Source organism: Hyphomicrobium facile, from assembly GCF_900116175.1.
In the GTDB taxonomy this organism is placed as follows: Bacteria; Pseudomonadota; Alphaproteobacteria; order Rhizobiales; family Hyphomicrobiaceae; genus Hyphomicrobium_B; species Hyphomicrobium_B facile.
On the sequence record NZ_FPCH01000002.1, the window covers coordinates 855,842 to 873,267 of the forward strand.

A 17,426-nucleotide genomic window follows, 5' to 3' on the forward strand; every position below is an offset into this window, starting at 1 on the left:
TCACAGCGCGAACGACGTCACTCCGACCGGACAAGATATGCCGACACACAAGAACGTGGTTTTGGTCGTCGAGGATCACCCGATTATTCGAAGCGCGGCCCTGGACTTCCTCGAAAGCGCTGGTTTTGAGGTTATCGAGGCAAGTTGCGCTGACGAAGCTATACGAGTTCTGGAATCGCGCCCCGAAATCCATCTTGTCTTCACCGACGTCGAAATGCCTGGTTCGATCGATGGTTTAAAGCTGTCTCACTACATCAAGGATAGATGGCCCCCGATAAAGTTGATCGTGGTGTCAGGCCGGACTTTCGTTGAGCAGGGCCACCTGCCCCTTGGAGCAAGATTTTTCCCGAAGCCCTATAACGAAAACGCAATAATCGAAGCTATGCGCAGGATGCTTTCGGAAACGGATTAGCAGGCATTACTGGCTATCTTGGCTGCCGATATCTGATGCAATCGCCGAGAAGAAACGATCAGCGGCGTCGTCGAGTTCGCGGTCGGTTGAGCCCTCCGCCGTACGGCCATGAAAGTACTTTTTGACGTCCTCGCCGAAAGCGAGGATGTCCGTCGCGCCCTTGCCCGCTTCAAGCATGCGGTCGCGTAACATCAGGCCAACGACGCGCTCAAGAACCGTCATTCTTGCGACCATCTGAGCGCGTTGATGATTAGTAGAGTTGGGCATTGAAGTGTCTCCTTCTAACCCCAGTATAGTATGGCCAATCGTGTCATCGATGCTAATTCGATCCAGCGATTGTGGCCGCCGAACAAACTGGCTCTCGCATCATTGAGACCCTTTATGCATCCCAAAGGAGACGTACGAGCCGGCCACAGTGGCAGTTAGGACTTGCGAAGCCATTCGCGCCGGTCTTTCGACACCCCTCTGGTCCTTCGGAACAGCTCGACGCAATCGCAGTTTTCGGCCTGGAGGACGTGCCGGCCGCCGCGATCATTAATGATCCTGGATTGAGATCGTTGACCCTGCCCGGGGAACATATTCCGCGCGCGATCCGTTTCGTCTATGCACGCGTTCGGTGGCAACCGGCCGCAATAGGGATCGATGGACGTGGTCATTTTGCCGGTTTCTGATCGCGACAGCAACGCATTGGTACGCGTAGCAATCTAACCTATTCCGCGCGCGTGCCCTCTCCTCCAAGACCTGCGAGGATTAGCCCCTGGGACCTGATGGAAGAAATTGAAAAACAAACGCGCGATTATCTCAGAGCTCTTTACGGGCTCGGGAAGCCTTCAGTCGAGATTCTTCCTGTTCAAAACCTCCCCGCCGTTTTAGCTTTTGCTCGCTTAAAGAGGTGGATCGTTGAGGGTCCAGAAGGCGGCCACGGACTTTCGCCGCTCGGTGTCAAGGAGATCGGCGGTTAATATATTCGTTCCTACACCGCGCATCGCGTTGATGCGATGCCACGGCCGATTGCTGCCCGTGGCTGCGGACGTAATCGCGGCGCACATAACGTGACTTGGCCGGATCGAGCCCAATGCTGGCCACCCACTCGTGTACAAGCCGGGCATCTTGGCGAGTGGCGAGCCCACTTGAGCCATCGCCTCGACCCGCGAACAGAAACTGACCCGGCTTTTGTCCCGTCCATCGCAGATACTCATCAATCGCTAGACGGGTCTGGTCGGTTAGCTCGAAGCGCACTGGCCCGCCGGTCTTCTTCTACTTGATGGTCGCGCGGTCCAGTGCAAAGCCACTCGGCGCAACGTCATCGACGCGGACGGCTACGACGTCACAGCCACGCAGAATAAAGCCGATATCGAGAGATATCTCGGCGAGACGGCCGCTCTCGCCCGAGCTGTCAGCAGCATCAACACCGCCATCGAAGCCAAAAAAACGCAGGTGGCCTCGGTCACAAGCGAAATCGCGACACTTGAACGTTCCATCACTAGTGTCGAACCCACGGTCACCGAGATCAACGCTATCCTTGCCTCGTTCGGGTTCACGAGCTTCAGGCTTGCCACGGCAGGCGATCGCGGCAGCTTCTACAAGCTCGTGCGCCACGAAGGCACCGACGCGCTCAAGACCTTGAGCGAGGGGGAAAAGAGTTTCATCACCTTCCTCTACTTCTACCACCTGATCCGGGGCAGCGTGTCTTCGAGCGGCATGTCGGCTGACCGGGTCATCGTGTTCGACGACCCCGTCTCCAGACTCGACAGCGACGTCCTCTTCATCGTTAGCTCGCTCATCAAGCGGGTGCTTGAGGATGCCTGCGCCGGCAATAGCTTGGTGAAACAGGTCTTCGTCCTGACGCACAACATCTACTTCCATAAGGAAGTGACTTACGACGCAAAACGCAAACAAGACCTCCGTGCGCATAAAACCTTCTGGATCGTGCGCAAGCAGCGAACGATAGGAGGGTTTGAAGTCGACACACCCGACGACGCTGCAGCTGCCCCGGGCGTCATCATGCCGGACGCAATCGCATGAGCCGCCCTGCCGAGTGACCGGCTGAACTTCGCCAGCATACCGGTGCGGGCGAGTAGTTCATGGCATACTTTGTTGGGAAACTCATCGAACTCAGGTTCGAAGCCATCATGAGTATTGGGAGTGCGGTCGTCGAGAAAATGAATTCAGCGAACATCGCATATGTTTCAGCCATCGCGAGAAATGGCAGTCGTCTCGTTGGTTATCTCGGCTGGAATGACATTATCGGATCCCAAATATCCCTCCGTACACGCGACACTTGAATGGCGCTCCATACGGGAGCGTGCGCCTCGCCCACGAGGCCGGGAATATTGAACGCCTGCACATCACTCAATCTATCTTCTCCCGTTACTCGCCATACACCAAACGGTGAAACGATGAATGTTCAGTCTTACGATTTCTGACATCATACATTTCACTGCAGAATTCCGGAGCCTAACGCCATGATCGGCGGCAGCTTTGCGACAGCACAAACCGTATACGGAAGAATTGTTCGTGTCTCAGGCGCACCGCAGCATTCTTCCGCCGCGGCACCAAGAGTTCTCGCGCTGAGGCAAACGCCGTGTTTCTCTAAACGACGGTCAATCGCCGTAGCGGGCGCGCTGGCGACGGCCCAAGAGTTTCGGCAACGCAACCATCGAGCCAAAATCTCGGAGGCACCACGGCAATTGCCCGGCAGCTTTGGTTTGAACGCCCGCGGGTCCGAGCCGGTTTTGAGAAGACCGCCGGTAAACTCGCTGGGGCGGCCCGCAGGATTCGAGACGACGAAACATCTCTCGCTGAACTATTCGGAACCGACGCTAAGGAACGACTACGGATCTGTCGACTGACGGCCGTGCCAAGCCTTTCTGCGGCGGGCCGGGTCCTCAGTCGCGAGTTTGAGAGCCGGCAATCATGATCAATCGCGCAAATCTTCCGACCGACGCATCTGTCGCGAGTGAAAGCTGGCCCTCATTTCTCAGACGAACGCTTGCATTTGCATTTTATGGGGCGCGCGACGCCGTTCGAAACTCAGCGCTCGCGCCGGGTTTGGCTGCCGCACTCGTTATTCTGGCCCAAGGCGTAGCTCTTGCCGAAGATCCCGATCGCATCTTCGATAAGCGAAATGCGTTAGGCCTGAAAGACACGTCGTTGGTAGGCGGTCCCGGCGGCGGCGCATTCCGGGATATGTGTGCAACCGGCCAATATCTCACCGGGTTCGCCGTGCGTTCGGGTTCCGTCTTTGATGCGGTGATCCCGTTCTGCGGCACCTTCAATGACCGAACCGGCCTCATCGGAGCGCCCGGCGTCCCGGGCGATCGCCACGGCGGCAACGGCGGCGGCCTGCAAGGACCTGTGACATGCAATAACGATCAATACGTATCGGGTGTGATGTTCGGATATACGACCGAGCGCGATGCAGCGAAATACATCGCATCAATTTCAATGACGTGCGCGCCGATCAAGCCGGGCGGGCGCAGTAGTAAGGTGGATATCAGGTCGGCGGCCGGGCGCATCGGCCATGGCGGCTTCAGTTGCGGTGATGACAGAGCGGTCATGGGCATAAACGGCCGCGCGGGCATCTATGTCGATGCTCTTGGCCTGATTTGCGGTCAACGGCCCATCCAAACAGTTGCACCACAAAGACCTGCAGCCAATACGCAAGCTTGCAACACCTATGCGGCGATCGCGGCCCAGAAATCACAACTGAATGTGGAGCTTGCCTGTGGGGGGGCCGGACCTCGCTGGACCACAAAAAAGAGCGATCACTACAATTGGTGTCTCACACAAAACGGCAACATGACTGTCGCCAACTCCGAAGCACAGGCTCGTCTGCAGTACATCGCAAATTGCCAAAAGAGCAAACCGCCAGCCGGGCATACTTCTGGCGCCTCTCTCACCCCATGTCCGCCACCACGCATTCGCTACGACAGCGGCGTTTGCGGGTGCCCGCAGGGAACCACTGGCGCCAACTGTGAGAACCCGGTCGTCCACTGAATGTCTCGGGCACTCGTCGGCTCGATGAAGTGAAAAGGTAGGAGGACAACATGCAAGCACGGCAATGGATGATTGCTTTCTGCTGTTTGATCGGGCTTGCAACACTACCGAGCGCACCTACCCGCGCGGAGCAAACTGTCGAGAACGGCGTCAACCGGCCCGGCCGTGACTACAAGGACTTCGAGATGGAGCCCTCGATTGCTGGCTTCGCTCCGTGCCAGTCCGCGTGCACAAGCGATCACTGGTGCAGGGCTTGGACCTTTGTCGCACCGGGAATTCAAGGCCCAAAGGCCCATTGCTGGCTGAAGAAGAGTGTGCCGGACCCCGTAAAGAACAAGTGCTGCGTGTCGGGCCTCTCCGGCGTAATTGCCGGTCTCGAGTTCGACACCAACCGTATGGGAAGCGACTACCGCGATTTCCCCATCAGCAACGTTGAACTAAGGGATCAAGCGGAGTTGCTGTGCAAGACTGCTTGCGAAAAGGAAAGCCAATGTCAGGCTTGGACCTACGTCAAGCCTGAAAAGGAATTCGCCAACGCCCATTGCTGGCTAAAAAACGCGGCACCAAACAAGACGAGGAACAACTGCTGCATCTCAGGCGTGGTGGCACGCATGGATCCGCAGGAGGTGGCGGACCGGGATCCTACCGGCAAGACCGTCCAGCAGTGTCAGGCCGCCTTCGGCCGCAACCAAGCGCGCTGCCTGCAACGCTTCAATCCGATGCAAGTGGCAATTTGCTTGCAGCCCTATCAGCAGATACTCGCTGCGTGCGTCAGCCTAGCGGCGGCGAATGCCGGTGGCGGTGCCACAAGCCCGGTTCCTGCCATATGGCAGGAAATGCTCAAGGCGCACAACGACTTCAGGGCGCAGCATTGTTCGCCGCCGCTGCAGTGGGATGCCGCTTTGGCCGCCGCCGCTCAGGCCTACGCCGAAACCTGCCCCGAAGGGCACGGCGCGTCGAACGAAAACCTTGCCGCTGGTTGGGGTGTCATGAATGGCGTCGACACACAACCGGCCATGTCGGATTCCGACGCGTTCCAGAAAACCTGGGCGTGTGAGGAAAAATACTACGACTATACGGACCCGAGAATCTGTCCCGGATTCAAGTCGAGATGCGACGAGCCCAAGCCCGACTGCAAGAATAACAATCCAGTGACAGGGCACTACACCCAGGTCGTTTGGAAGTCGGCAACCTCAGTGGGGTGTGGGCGCGCCAAGTGCCCCTTTAAGGACAGCAGCACTGGGCAAACACACCAAGGCACGAAGTGGGTATGCCGCTACAGCAATGGCAATGAAAACATTCCGGCCGTACTGCGCCAGAACGTAATGCCACTCGGGTGCAAGCAATGAACGAAACGCTTTGTCTCAGGGAACATTCCGCATGCGATCTTTGTCCGAACTCAGTTGAAGGCGTATTCGATGGAGAGTTCGACGTCGGCGAAACAAAAGCGCGCCCTGCTCGCGAGCCTCATGGGCTTGACCGGGATCACCACAAGCTTGTCAGCACGTGCAGATTTCGTACAGCACGCCGCCGTATGCAGAAGCTACGCATCGAAGGCCGTCGAGCAGCAGAGGCGCAATCTCAACTCTGCCTGTGGATACAGGGGCATTGCCTGGAACCTTGATCACAAAGCCCACTACGGATGGTGCCTTACTCTACATGACGCTCCATATTTTTCGGGAGCATCGAATGAATCGAGCAAGCGTGAAAAGGCGCTCAAGAAATGCAATGCCGGAAAGGATACGACCGGCGGAGGCTCAATCGGCGGTTCGCGCTGTCAGATGTATGTGGCGGACGCACTCTTGAAAGCAGCCGCGAATATTGAGCACCATTGCGGCTATGCCGTCAAAGGGCGGTTCACGCAAGATGCCAACGCGCACCGCCGCTTCTGCGAGAACAATATGAAAGCGAACAATCTGGCCATTATCAACTCCGAAGAAGCAGCTCGGACAGCTGCTATCGATCAGTGCATCAAAAAGTGAGGAGCAGACGATTTCCGAAGTGCGGCTGGATTGTTTTTAGCCAAGTGCATCCCGATGTCCGCCGCTTCTGTGCTATGCCGACAAACTAGAACGCTACGATGTTCTCAGGCTGCTGCTTGACACAATGCTGGGCCGGCATCAGCTTCAGCCTAATTTGTCGTGGTTTTTTCAAGCCCAGAATGTTGGGGTATTCAAGCGCGAGTGTGCTCCATGCCATTTCAGGCGCTCGATTCAAGCCTACCTCTGAAAGACAAAATTTCCTGCTTGAAGGACAACGGCATTACCGCCGTAGGGCGATACTACACAAGCAGTAAGACCAACAAAAAGCTTCTGAAACCCGACGAAGCAAACGCCTTGAGTCGAGCTGGCATTCAAAGCAAAAAGGCTGCAGCCCCTTTCTTCCAAGACACGCTGCACGACAGACTCTCAGCCTCGGCGCAACCCACAGTCGGCGCCTTTCGTGCGTCGGAGCACCTTCCCGAGGCCGCCCCCACCCCAAGCTGATGCCCAATAGCTCCAGCGCGGCATCGGTGAAATCCCGTTGAGCGCAAATCGCAGCGCTCGACAATCGCTCGATCTCGCTTTCATCGAGGTCATCGCTGACGCGCTGATACCAGTTGAGCGGCGGTCGATGATTAAGAGGCTTTTTGGTCTGGCGATCTCTTCAAGCACCCGGCGAACGACTGGCAACAGCGCAATGGTCAGTCGTACAGCTATATGCGCTTCTCATCGAGGAGATGATTCTCGACGAGGTTTTCCTCTACTGCGTCTACTTTGCTCGGAAAGAGCGACTTCAAGAGCTGCGCCGTCATTACGACTTGGGTGAAATTTGTGCCGTCGAGGAGAGCGCTCCTGCACTTTTGAGTTCGCAACAACTCAGCCTTAGCGACGCCGGTCGCTTTCAGCGACTTTCCTGCCGTCCCAATCGCAGACCGCCGTCGCAACGGCCCCGACTGGAATTCCATCGCTCGCAAGGATCGAAAGCAGCGCGCTGCCCTCATCGAGCGGGCCTTTGAGAGCGCTGATAGTCCAGCAGCCGTCGTATTCTGCGCAGGCATCTTCGAGCCAAGGCCTTACGACCGGCCACGATGCGGCGTTGAATCCGGTTGGCGCTTCTCAGCGGAGACGTCAAGCGGCTGCGGTGCCAGCGGCAGCCGGATAATACGGCTTCAAACGAAGCTTTCTGGCAAGTTCGCCGCCAAGTCGGTTTGCTGGCGCTTCGATTGCTCGATGGATCAGCCAGCACACTGCAAAGCAAGCGACGATGTACAGAATGGCGATCGTATTCGAGGAGAGTCCGACCTCCCATAGCATCCGCATGAAGCACCAGCCCGCGTAACAGTGGAGGGCGTAGAGCGGATAACTTATGTTCGCTAGAAATGTGGTCGGTACGGTTGCCCGGAAGTGGTCTCGCAAGAGATAGCATGCCCAAAACACGGCGACCGCAGCAACGTACGACCACACGACGTAACGCGGCGATAGAATCGCGGGATCCGATAACAGATTCATCGCAACGAAGATCGAAAGCATCGCCGACACGATGGCGCAGAATGTTTTGTTGCCGATCTTGCGGGCATGATGAAATTGGAACGCGACGCCCACCATAAGGATAAGCAGAAAGTCGCCAAAGAAAACCAAAGACCAGAGCGTGCGAACGCCAAACAGGCCAAGATCATTACGGTTCGGGTAGAAATGCCATAAGAGGTATGGGCCAACGCTAACGGCGACCGCGATGGCGAACACCTTCAAATCAGCGCGCCGGAGTAAACCCGCGCACAAAGCGGCGAAGATATAAAACTTGAGCTCAACCGATAGTGACCACGAGATTCCGTCCAAGTACGGCACGCCGAAAGTTTCGTTTAGCCCGGGCCACAGATGAATGAGGAGTGAGAACTCGTCGAAGGGGAAGGCTCTGCCAAAATACCAGCCCGTCGCATTGATCGACAGCAGCATGATCGCGAAGCACGTGAGATACGTCGGCCACAAGCGGAAAAAGCGTCTTACGGCGAACTCGCCAACTGACGTCTTGGCGAGAGATATCGATATGACGAAGCCGCTGATGACGAAGAAAATGCCAACGCCGAATGAGCCGAGATCCAGGCCGATCGCATGAAGGTTGTGGCCCACGAACCAAAGCGCGCTCGGCATTTCGACAGGCGGGACGATTGCGTCGGCGTTGATCGTTTGCGCGACGAAGGCCGGTTCGCCCCAAAATCCGATCATGTGAGTCACCATCACACAAAGGGCAGCGATTCCGCGCAATGTATTTGCGAACTCGACTCGATCTTCCCGCATCCGCTTTTCTCCCCCGGCGGTAGATGTCAGCGCTGCTCCGTTCGATCAATGCAAGCCGCGCCGTTTTCCACGTCTTCGTGCTGCAGCCTCGCTGCAGGCAGCTTGCGCGGCTTCGGATCTCGCGAGAAGCGCGTCGTCGCGCCCGACACCTGCCGGCCGAACAGCCCCGGCGGCGAAACCGCGAGGGCTTCGGGACTAGGGCTCGTCGTCATGCAGGATCTTGGCGTCGAGAGCGGCTTCATCGACGCGCTTTTGAATCTCGCCGACAGTTGATGGCCGAGGATGTCTTCAATCCCGTCGCTGGAAACTCATCGAGGGTGTCACAACGCTGTGGATCACTCGATGTTATGTGCGCAAGACATGTCAGCATCGGCTACAAACGCCGTTCAGTTGAACTAACCGAACCGAGTCACGCACCAAAGCATGTTCCTTCACGCACTGTCTTCCTGGCGGCGCAAACAACGCCGCCGGTATCAACGGCGGTTAGTCCAGGGTGACGCTCTCGCCCGTACATGGCCCAAGAAATGCGCCGAATTCGATCCCCGCTCACAGCTGCGTTTCATCGGCGACACTGAGACAATCAACGGATTATCTCGTGCCTATCGATACGAGGTGAGACGTCAAATTCTGAAGCAAGGCACGGCTCACGCCGGCAGCAATCAGGTTCTGATTCTTGGCCAGCCGTGGGACTATCCACGACTGCTGGCAGAACCTCCGGACTGGTTCCACGATGCATATCGGATCGGCCTTTGGGTGTGGGAACTAGATCAATTTCCCGGCGACTGGAAGTTCGCCCAAAAGATCGTCCACGAGATTTGGACTCCTTCGTCATTCAGTGCAAAGGCCCTGCGGCGCGGTACCGACTTACCGATCAGAGTCGTTCCTCACGCCGTCGATTGTCCTGAGGTTTCTCCTCTGTCGCGCGCAGAGTTTGGAGTGCGAGAGGATCAGTTCCTCGGGTTGGCGATTATGGATCTTGCCGCCTGCCCGGATCGAAAAAATCCTTTGGCCCACGTTCGCGCGTGGACGCTCGCCTTCGGACACGACACGTCCTCCCATCTCTTGATGAAGGTTCGATTCAAGAAGAATACGACCTTCGCACGCCGAGAACTCCTGAGGGAAATAGGGAACACGAAAAACATAACTCTCGTGGAGCAGGTCTTCAGCGACAGAGATATGGCCGCATTTCAACGCATGGCCGACGTCTACCTTTCGCTGCACCGCGCGGAGGGCTACGGGTTGAATATCCATGAGATGCTCGAACTCGGTGTCCCGACTTTAGCCACGGCCTGGTCCGGAAACATGGACTATATGGAGCGCTACCCGCATTCCGTGCCGGTCCCCTATCGTCTGGTTCCTTACAAAGACAGAACCTTTGCCTATCAGGGAACGGACCTCGCTTGGGCGGAACCGGATATCAAGTTTTCCGCCGGCGCCTTACGTGAAGTCAGGGCGCGCTGGCAGGAAAAGCGTGCAAGTACGATGACCTCAGGGGATCCAAGCGATCTACCGCGCAACGTCATGTACGCTTCAAGGGGCAACAGCGCCACTTCTCCAAATATCAATCAGGGTCTCACGGCATGACTGTCGCTCACGACCGATACTGGCGAGACGCGGCGGCATTTGTTGCCAGCTGCGATATCGACGACAAGCTTGCAGTGGGACCTGCAGAATTCCGAACTTTGGTTTCCAGCATTCTTCCATACGATCAGCTGCCTGGTATCGGCACGCCGGATCTGCTCGTCGTTCATAAAGGTCAGATGGACCTTATCGGCGCAGATAGGTTGGAGAAATTGACAAGGGATCTCGGGCCCGCGTTTGCAAACGAGGTTTTTGTGATATTCGCTCGCGGCGGACACGATCGTTCGGTTATGAAATCCGATCACTTCAAAGCGTTTCGGCAAACGCTGTCCGCGATGCTCCGGCCGAAGGCGACACCAGTCGCGCAGGAGACGCGGCCAGCAGTTTATCTGGGACAGAACGTAGCGCTCACAAAAACGATCTATGGGCACAAGATCTACGTCGACACGCGCGACTGCTCATTAACGCCCCATCTTTTGCTCGATGGATATTGGGAGCAGTGGATCACGAACGTATTCCGAACTTTGGTACGGCCCGGGATGAAGGTGATCGACGTCGGTGCGAATGTCGGATGGTATTCGCTTCTAGCAGCCGATCTCATTGGCCCATCGGGGCGGCTGGTATCGTTTGAAGCCAATCCCGAACTGTCGGAGCTGACGTACAGGAACCTGATGGTGAATGGCTTCATGGATCGAAGCACGATCGTGCCTTCGGCTGTATTCAGCGAGTGCAAGCAAATCGACTTCAAAATTTGCAATCGCAACATTGGATCAAGCGGCATCTTTGTAACGCCCGAATCTGCTGCGGCATTTAATGACTCAGTCAGAGTGTTGTCCGTCAATGCAGTGACGCTGGATTCTTACTTTCCGGCAGGCACCAAAATTGATTTCATCAAGATCGACGCCGAGGGCGCAGAGCCGTTTGTATTAAAAGGCGCGACGCGTCTTCTTCGTGAAAACCCGCACATCCAGATCATGATGGAGTTCGCGCCTGCCATGATAACCGGCGCTTACGGCTCGATCGAGAAGTTCTACGATGAATTGAAAGCGTACGGCTTCACGATCTTTCGAATCGAGCATGACTCGTCTCTCGCGCAGGCCTCTCTGGAGGAATTAAGCGCCACGTCTCACTGCGATGTCGTTCTGAAACACTGATGCTTAGTCAAATGCAAAGCCGGCGGCCTCTTGTTCATCTGCACATCCAGAAAACCGGAGGGCAAACTTTTGGATTACGGCTAGCAACTGCTTTCCCTCCCGAAAGCGTTCGCTACATGGAGCCCGACCTCAGCGTATCTTCGGACGCCGAAACTTTTAAAGCACTGCTCAAGTCGAAGCAGTTCATTTCTGGGCATGTGCACGGTCATCTCCTTCAAGGACATACCGATTTAGATATCGTTTGCTTGGCACGCGAGCCCATTGCTCAGATCATTTCCTACTATCAGCACATCCGGAGAGAGCCCGCGCATCTGTTGTATACCGCGTTGAACAAGCTGTCCTTCTCCAGGGCTCTCACATTGTTGGACGATAGGTTCTTCAACTTCCAAGCGCGAAAATTGGTCGGCGCCTTTCACCCGTTACAAGAGCGCGATCTGGTAAAGCCTCTCGAACATTGGCTGTTGCCCCGCCTTTATGAGTCTCTCGACCGCATTAGATGGGTTGCTCCGACGGATCACCTGGATGACATGGTGGATTTCATTTCCATCGAATTGGGCCTGTCCTCGGGAGGAAAGCGAGCAAACATCAATCAGGCGCCAGACACGGATGCCGCTGAACATCAGAGGATGCAAGAGTGGCTGCGACGCCGCGCTGACCTGTTCGCCGTGGATCTCCTCTTATATTCCGAAGTGTGCCGAAGATTCGAGGCCTATCGCTGTGAGTTCATTCAGCGCTTATGTGCTCGCGACGGAGTTCCGGCCTATGATTCAAACGTAATACACAACGACAATGGAAGCACACTTCGTCTTGTATCTGGCTGGTACCCGCCGCGGTCGACCCCGAACTGGGGAACTGAAATTCGAATGGGCCCGAGCAAGGTTGCGTCAGTCGCTTATCGCCGGAATGAATCGCAAAAGTGCATCGCATTCAAGGCAGCATTCATTGCCGGGATTGCCGCAGAGTCTGTGACTTTCATCGATGGCCAAAGTCTCGAGAGATTAGACGCCAAAGTGCAATCCGGCGACCCTGTGAGAATATCCGTTTCACTTCCTCCTGATCGCCGGGAAGGACTGCTGATGATTGCAGTTCCTGAAATTTATCCGCTCTGCATGTATTCCAATGATTATTTAGACAATGATCGCGTGGCGTTTTCGACGGGCGACTGGTGCTTCTCAACCGGAGTTGAATGAAAGTTAAATGCTGAGTTCGCCAGAAGTCCGGCACGTGAGCGCGTCGCGAAGAATCGTTATCGACATCACCGACTGGAACCGGTTCCTGTTTGCCGGCAAGCCGATTTCCGGAGTTCACCGCATAGCCCTTGGGCTACTACGCGCGTGGAAGAAACTTGGATTGCCGTTTGTGATCATCCGGCACGATCCCGAAACTAACCGCCATAAGATCATATCGCACCGGTTTATCGAGGAAGATTTTTCAGAGCCGGTCCACATTGGTGGAAAAGGAATAGAGTATTCCTATAACAAGTACGCACAGCGCCGGACTCACTATTTCACCGAATTAGCAAAGGCGAAATTTCGCAGATTTGCGAAAAAAAAGGAGATAATGCACGAGGATTTCATCGAAGGAAATTACTACCCGCAAGCAGATGACGTGCTGTACTTCTGTGGAGCCGGTTGGGATGCTCCAGAAACGATGCATGCCGCACGCAAATGGAAAGCCCAGTATCCTGGCTTCCGATTTGTTGTGCTGGTCCACGATTTCATCCCTCTCATAAGGAAGGTCTACAGAAATCGGCTTGGCACCAGGCAGTTTCGGCGCTGGCTGCGGGATGCGGCAGGCTCTGCGGACGAGTTCATTTGCATATCCGACAACACTAAAGCGGACTTCATGCGGTTTTGGTTGCAGTACGGAGCGCAAAGCGCCCCACGGTGCCGGGTCGTAACCAATCCTCATGAATTCCTTTCCGTGTCCGAAACGCGTAAGCAACCGCTGCCGAACGAGGAGTTTTCTGCGGAGACGTTCCTTGCAAATAGAAACAGGCGCTATCTGCTGACTGTTGGTACGCTCTCCTCACATAAAAACCTCGAGCGCCTTTTGTCTGCCTGGAATGCGCTGAATTTTTTTCGCGATCCTGAAGCTGATCTCGTGATCGTTGGAGATAATGATCCCCGGCATGTAAAATCGCTATCTCCGCTCCGGCGCAACGTCATCGTTTTTCGAAAGCCGCCCGACGACGTTCTTAAATTGCTCTATATGAATGCGTTTTGCAGCATCTTCCCCAGTTTGTACGAGGGGTGGGGACTTCCTGTCGGCGAAAGCTTGTGGTTCGGAAAAGTGTGCCTGTGCTCAAGCAGCTCCTCGATCCCAGAGGTGGGCCGAGACATGTGCCCTTACTTCGATCCTTACTCTACAGAAGATATTCTGCTTGCCGTAACGAAGGCACTTTTTGAAAAAGACTACATTCCTTCCTACGAAAAGCGTATTGATAGGGGAAGGATGAAGTCGTGGGCTACTTATGGTTCCGAAATCCATACTGCACTATTGAATGTGACGTAGGGTTCGCTGTTCACGGAGCACCAGCTCACGTCGCACACATCTCGACGATCGAAATGAGGAAAGCGCTCCTTAAGGGAAATCGGCTTAGCGAGTTACCAGAGTACGCGCACTTTGGATCGTCCTTAGTTTGACTCTTCCTTTTTGGCGCGCAACGGTTGGGTCGTTAAACCGGCCGGCCGACCATCAAAGGCGGTCGCTGGACGGGTTGGGCTCGCAAGCCGCGTAGGGCCAAAAAGCCTCATTCTACGCCCTCATGGGCTGGCTCGCTCCGGCTCTGGCCCAGCCGGTAGGCAAAAAAGCGCCGGTGACGCTGAACTTCCGCGCAAGATTTTGATTTCTTTTACACGAGGTGGTTGGGGGCAGCGTTAGCCCAGGAAGACGTATCCAAAAATGTATGTATCAAACGAAAAGCGGCGTCAGTTCGTTGAAACACAAATCGAAGGCCGAGGGGTTCGTGACCCTCTCGTCCTCGACGCGATGCGAACAGTGCGGCGCGAAATGTTCGTTCCGCACGAACTCGCGGCGGCGGCGTATGATGATGCGCCCCTGCCGATCGGTTCGGGACAAACAATATCCCAGCCCTATATTGTGGCCTTCATGATCGAAGCCTTAGGTCTGCGTGGTGGCGAGAAGGTCTTGGAGATCGGTGCGGGCTCTGGCTATGCCGCGGCCGTATTAGCGCAAATTGCGGGCGAAGTTTACACGATCGAACGCGTCGGCGAACTGGCGGCGCGAGCTAACCAGAATCTGGCGGACGCCGGCTGCGCCCATGTGCACGTGCGGCACGCCGACGGTACGCAAGGATGGCAGCAGGAAGCGCCATTCGATGCCATTCTGGTGTCGGCTGGCGCGCCCGATGTGCCGACCACGCTGCTTCATCAACTAAAGACCGGCGGCCGGATGGTCGTACCCATCGGGGACAATCTGCGTTCCCAAGAACTGGTGCGCATTACGAGAACGGGCGAAGAAGATTTCGAACAGGAGGATATAGCCGACGTACGCTTTGTGCCGCTGATCGGAAAGGAGGGATGGGAGACTACGGAGGACGAATGGGAGGTGAAGCCACCGCGAGTCATTCGTGCGCGACCCGCCGTGAGCATCTCGGTGCCTTCCCTGATCGCCAAGAACGCGGAGATCTTCACGCAGATTCGAGACGCGAAATTTGAGCCGCTTCTCGATCGCATCGGTAATTCGCGCATCGTCCTGATCGGCGAAGCAAGTCATGGCACTTCCGAGTTCTACCGAATGCGGGCACGCATTACGCAGCGCTTGATTGAAGAGAAGGGATTCAGCTTTGTCGCCGCCGAGGCGGACTGGCCCGATGCGGCGCGCATCGATCACTATGCGCGGCATCGAGACGTGCCGCCGTCAGAATGGACGGCGTTTGCGAGATTCCCGACGTGGATGTGGCGGAACGCAGAAACCCGCAACTTCGTCGATTGGCTCCATAAGCACAACGCGACGCGCGCATACGATCAGCGAGCGGCTTTCTATGGGCTGGATCTCTACAGTTTATATAACTCGGTTCGGGTGGTCCTTACTTATCTCGACTCTGTCGATCCAAACCTCGCAGCGATTGCTCGCGAACGTTATGGGTGCCTTAGCCCTTGGGAGGCGGACCCGTCTGCTTACGGTCGCGCGGCACTGACCGGGGCTTATCGAAAGTGCGAGCAAGAAGTCTCGCATGTCTTGGTGGATTTACTCGAAAAACAACAGGCCTACGCGATGACTGACGGCGAGCGCTTCTTCGACGCCGCTCAGAATGCGCGTTTGATTTCGAATGCCGAGCGCTACTATCGCACGATGTATTATGGCTCGCGCGCATCGTGGAACTTGCGCGACAGCCACATGTTCGAAACCCTGAACCAGCTGCTGAATCATCATGGCGCAAGTTCGAAGGCGATCATTTGGGCCCATAACTCCCATATAGGCGATGCATCGGCGACGGAGATGAGCCGGCGTGGCGAATACAATATCGGACAACTCTGCAGACGAGAATTTGGGACCGATTGCTTCAGCATAGGCTTCGGCACGAACGACGGTACCGTTGCAGCTGCCTCGAATTGGGACGGGGCGATGGAGGTCATGAACGTACGGCCGGCGCACGCCCAAAGCTATGAGCGGCTCTTCCATCTGACGAACGCGCCGGGATTGATGCTTTCGCTTCAGGAAGAGACGGAGCTTCGCGAAAAGTTGATGCGACCACTCCTCGAAAGGGCGATCGGCGTCATCTATCGTCCCGATAGCGAGCTCGCGAGCCACTACTTCGAGGCAACCCTGCCCCTCCAGTTTGACGAATACATATGGATCGACCGAACAAGCGCCGTTAAGCCGCTGGCAAGCATCGAACTCGAAGGTATGCCCGAAACTTATCCGTTTGGCGTCTAGAAGGCGGACAAGAGGACACTGCACGTTTAACCGAGGCGGGTGATGCGTGATGAAGGCACTTGTCTATAAAGGCCCCGGCCTGAAGGCCGTCGAAGATCGGCCTATCCCTGAAGTTAAAGAACCGAACGACGCCATCGTCAAAATTTCCAAGACGACGATTTGCGGAACGGATCTTCATATCCTGAAGGGTGATGTTCCAACTTGCAGCCCCGGCCGGACACTTGGTCACGAGGGAACGGGAACTGTCGAGAAGATCGGCGCAGGCGTCACTGCTTTTCGACCCGGCGACCGTGTACTCATCTCGTGCATCTCAGCGTGCGGCCGTTGCGAATATTGCCGTCGGGGCATGTATTCACATTGCACGACGGGAGGTTGGATTCTGGGCAACGAGATTGACGGAACGCAGGCGGAGTTCGTGCGGATTCCGCATGCGGACACAAGCCTCTATCGGATCCCGGAAGGAGCTGACGAGGAAGCGCTCGTGATGCTCAGCGATATCCTGCCGACAGGATTTGAGTGCGGTGTCCTAAACGGCAAGGTCGCACCAGGCAGCACAGTCGCAATCGTCGGCGCGGGTCCGATTGGACTGGCCGCCCTGCTAACGGCGCAGTTCTATTCGCCAGCCGAAATCATCATGATCGATCCCGACAACAATCGCCTCGAAGTGACCAAGCGTTTTGGGGCAACGGCAACGATCAACGCGGCAGGCGTCGCGGCGGCAGAGACCGTCATGAAAATGACCGGTGGGCGCGGCGTCGATACTGCGATCGAGGCTGTGGGTGTACCCGCTTCATTTCTGACCTGCGAGGATATCGTCGCGCCAGGCGGAACGATCGCCAATATCGGTGTGCATGGTGTCAAAGTCGATCTGCACCTTGAGCGCCTCTGGAGCCAGAACATCAGCATCACAACTCGGCTTGTCGACACCGTCACCACACCGATGCTGCTTAAAACAGTTCAGGCCCATAAAATAGATCCGGCCAAGCTAATTACGCATCGTTTCAAGTTCGACAAAATCCTCGATGCCTACGACACTTTCAGTCGCGCAGCCGAGACGCGCGCACTCAAGGTCGTGATCGAAGCCTGAAAAAGCGCATTACG

Annotated in this window: 16 protein-coding genes; 14 read left to right on the plus strand and 2 right to left on the minus strand. The window is 56.1% G+C overall.

What is annotated here, in order from left to right; genetic code table 11:
• Positions 1-37 precede the first annotated feature (37 nt).
• Complete coding sequence (locus tag BM399_RS10935) at positions 38-412, plus strand: response regulator (RefSeq protein WP_092867729.1); 375 nt, start codon at positions 38-40, stop codon at positions 410-412.
• A gap of 6 nt (positions 413-418) precedes the next feature.
• Here the strand turns inward: BM399_RS10935 and BM399_RS10940 are convergent, their stop codons facing one another.
• On the minus strand, positions 419-679 hold the full coding sequence (locus tag BM399_RS10940; RefSeq protein WP_143117802.1) for a hypothetical protein: 261 nt from the start codon (positions 677-679) through the stop codon (positions 419-421).
• A gap of 500 nt (positions 680-1,179) precedes the next feature.
• Between BM399_RS10940 and BM399_RS10945 the strand changes: the two genes are divergently transcribed.
• The 6 genes from BM399_RS10945 to BM399_RS10985 all read left to right on the plus strand — a co-directional run bounded on the left by BM399_RS10945 (position 1,180) and on the right by BM399_RS10985 (position 6,897).
• Complete coding sequence (locus tag BM399_RS10945; protein WP_092867731.1) at positions 1,180-1,374, plus strand: hypothetical protein; 195 nt, start codon at positions 1,180-1,182, stop codon at positions 1,372-1,374.
• Between the two features lie 391 nt (positions 1,375-1,765).
• On the plus strand, positions 1,766-2,437 hold the full coding sequence (locus BM399_RS10955) for an AAA family ATPase (protein ID WP_244531235.1): 672 nt from the start codon (positions 1,766-1,768) through the stop codon (positions 2,435-2,437).
• Positions 2,438-3,328: 891 nt separating this feature from the next.
• A complete protein-coding gene (locus tag BM399_RS10970) occupies positions 3,329-4,411 on the plus strand; it encodes a jacalin family lectin (RefSeq protein WP_092867735.1) in 1,083 nt (360 codons plus the stop codon).
• A 50-nt stretch (positions 4,412-4,461) separates the two neighbouring features.
• Positions 4,462-5,760: a PAN domain-containing protein gene (locus BM399_RS10975; RefSeq protein ID WP_092867736.1), complete on the plus strand. Its 1,299-nt coding sequence runs from the start codon at positions 4,462-4,464 to the stop codon at positions 5,758-5,760.
• Positions 5,761-5,829: 69 nt separating this feature from the next.
• Positions 5,830-6,393: a hypothetical protein gene (locus BM399_RS10980; protein WP_143117803.1), complete on the plus strand. Its 564-nt coding sequence runs from the start codon at positions 5,830-5,832 to the stop codon at positions 6,391-6,393.
• A gap of 210 nt (positions 6,394-6,603) precedes the next feature.
• Positions 6,604-6,897 (plus strand): glycoside hydrolase family 25 domain-containing protein, encoded by a 294-nt coding sequence (locus BM399_RS10985; RefSeq protein WP_092867738.1) that lies wholly within the window; start codon positions 6,604-6,606, stop codon positions 6,895-6,897.
• Positions 6,898-7,521: 624 nt separating this feature from the next.
• Here BM399_RS10985 and BM399_RS10995 read toward each other — a convergent pair.
• On the minus strand, positions 7,522-8,688 hold the full coding sequence (locus BM399_RS10995; protein WP_092867740.1) for an acyltransferase family protein: 1,167 nt from the start codon (positions 8,686-8,688) through the stop codon (positions 7,522-7,524).
• Positions 8,689-8,736: 48 nt separating this feature from the next.
• Between BM399_RS10995 and BM399_RS11000 the strand changes: the two genes are divergently transcribed.
• The 7 genes from BM399_RS11000 (at position 8,737) to BM399_RS11030 (ending at position 17,412) form a co-directional block, all read left to right on the plus strand.
• Positions 8,737-8,961, plus strand: a complete 225-nt coding sequence (locus tag BM399_RS11000; protein ID WP_092867741.1) for a hypothetical protein — start codon at positions 8,737-8,739, stop codon at positions 8,959-8,961.
• 339 nt (positions 8,962-9,300) lie between these two features.
• Positions 9,301-10,272, plus strand: coding sequence for a glycosyltransferase (locus BM399_RS11005; RefSeq protein ID WP_143117804.1), 972 nt, complete (start codon positions 9,301-9,303; stop codon positions 10,270-10,272).
• Positions 10,269-11,423: an FkbM family methyltransferase gene (locus BM399_RS11010; protein WP_092867743.1), complete on the plus strand. Its 1,155-nt coding sequence runs from the start codon at positions 10,269-10,271 to the stop codon at positions 11,421-11,423. The genes BM399_RS11005 and BM399_RS11010 overlap by 4 nt, the downstream gene beginning before the upstream one ends.
• A complete protein-coding gene (locus BM399_RS11015) occupies positions 11,423-12,613 on the plus strand; it encodes a sulfotransferase family protein (protein ID WP_143117805.1) in 1,191 nt (396 codons plus the stop codon). Before BM399_RS11010 ends, BM399_RS11015 begins: the two co-directional genes overlap by 1 nt.
• Before the next feature lie 7 nt (positions 12,614-12,620).
• Positions 12,621-13,937, plus strand: a complete 1,317-nt coding sequence (locus BM399_RS11020) for a glycosyltransferase family 4 protein (RefSeq protein ID WP_092867745.1) — start codon at positions 12,621-12,623, stop codon at positions 13,935-13,937.
• A gap of 390 nt (positions 13,938-14,327) precedes the next feature.
• On the plus strand, positions 14,328-16,325 hold the full coding sequence (locus BM399_RS11025; RefSeq protein WP_092867746.1) for a protein-L-isoaspartate(D-aspartate) O-methyltransferase: 1,998 nt from the start codon (positions 14,328-14,330) through the stop codon (positions 16,323-16,325).
• Between the two features lie 49 nt (positions 16,326-16,374).
• Complete coding sequence (locus BM399_RS11030; protein WP_092867747.1) at positions 16,375-17,412, plus strand: zinc-dependent alcohol dehydrogenase family protein; 1,038 nt, start codon at positions 16,375-16,377, stop codon at positions 17,410-17,412.
• Positions 17,413-17,426: the final 14 nt, after the last annotated feature.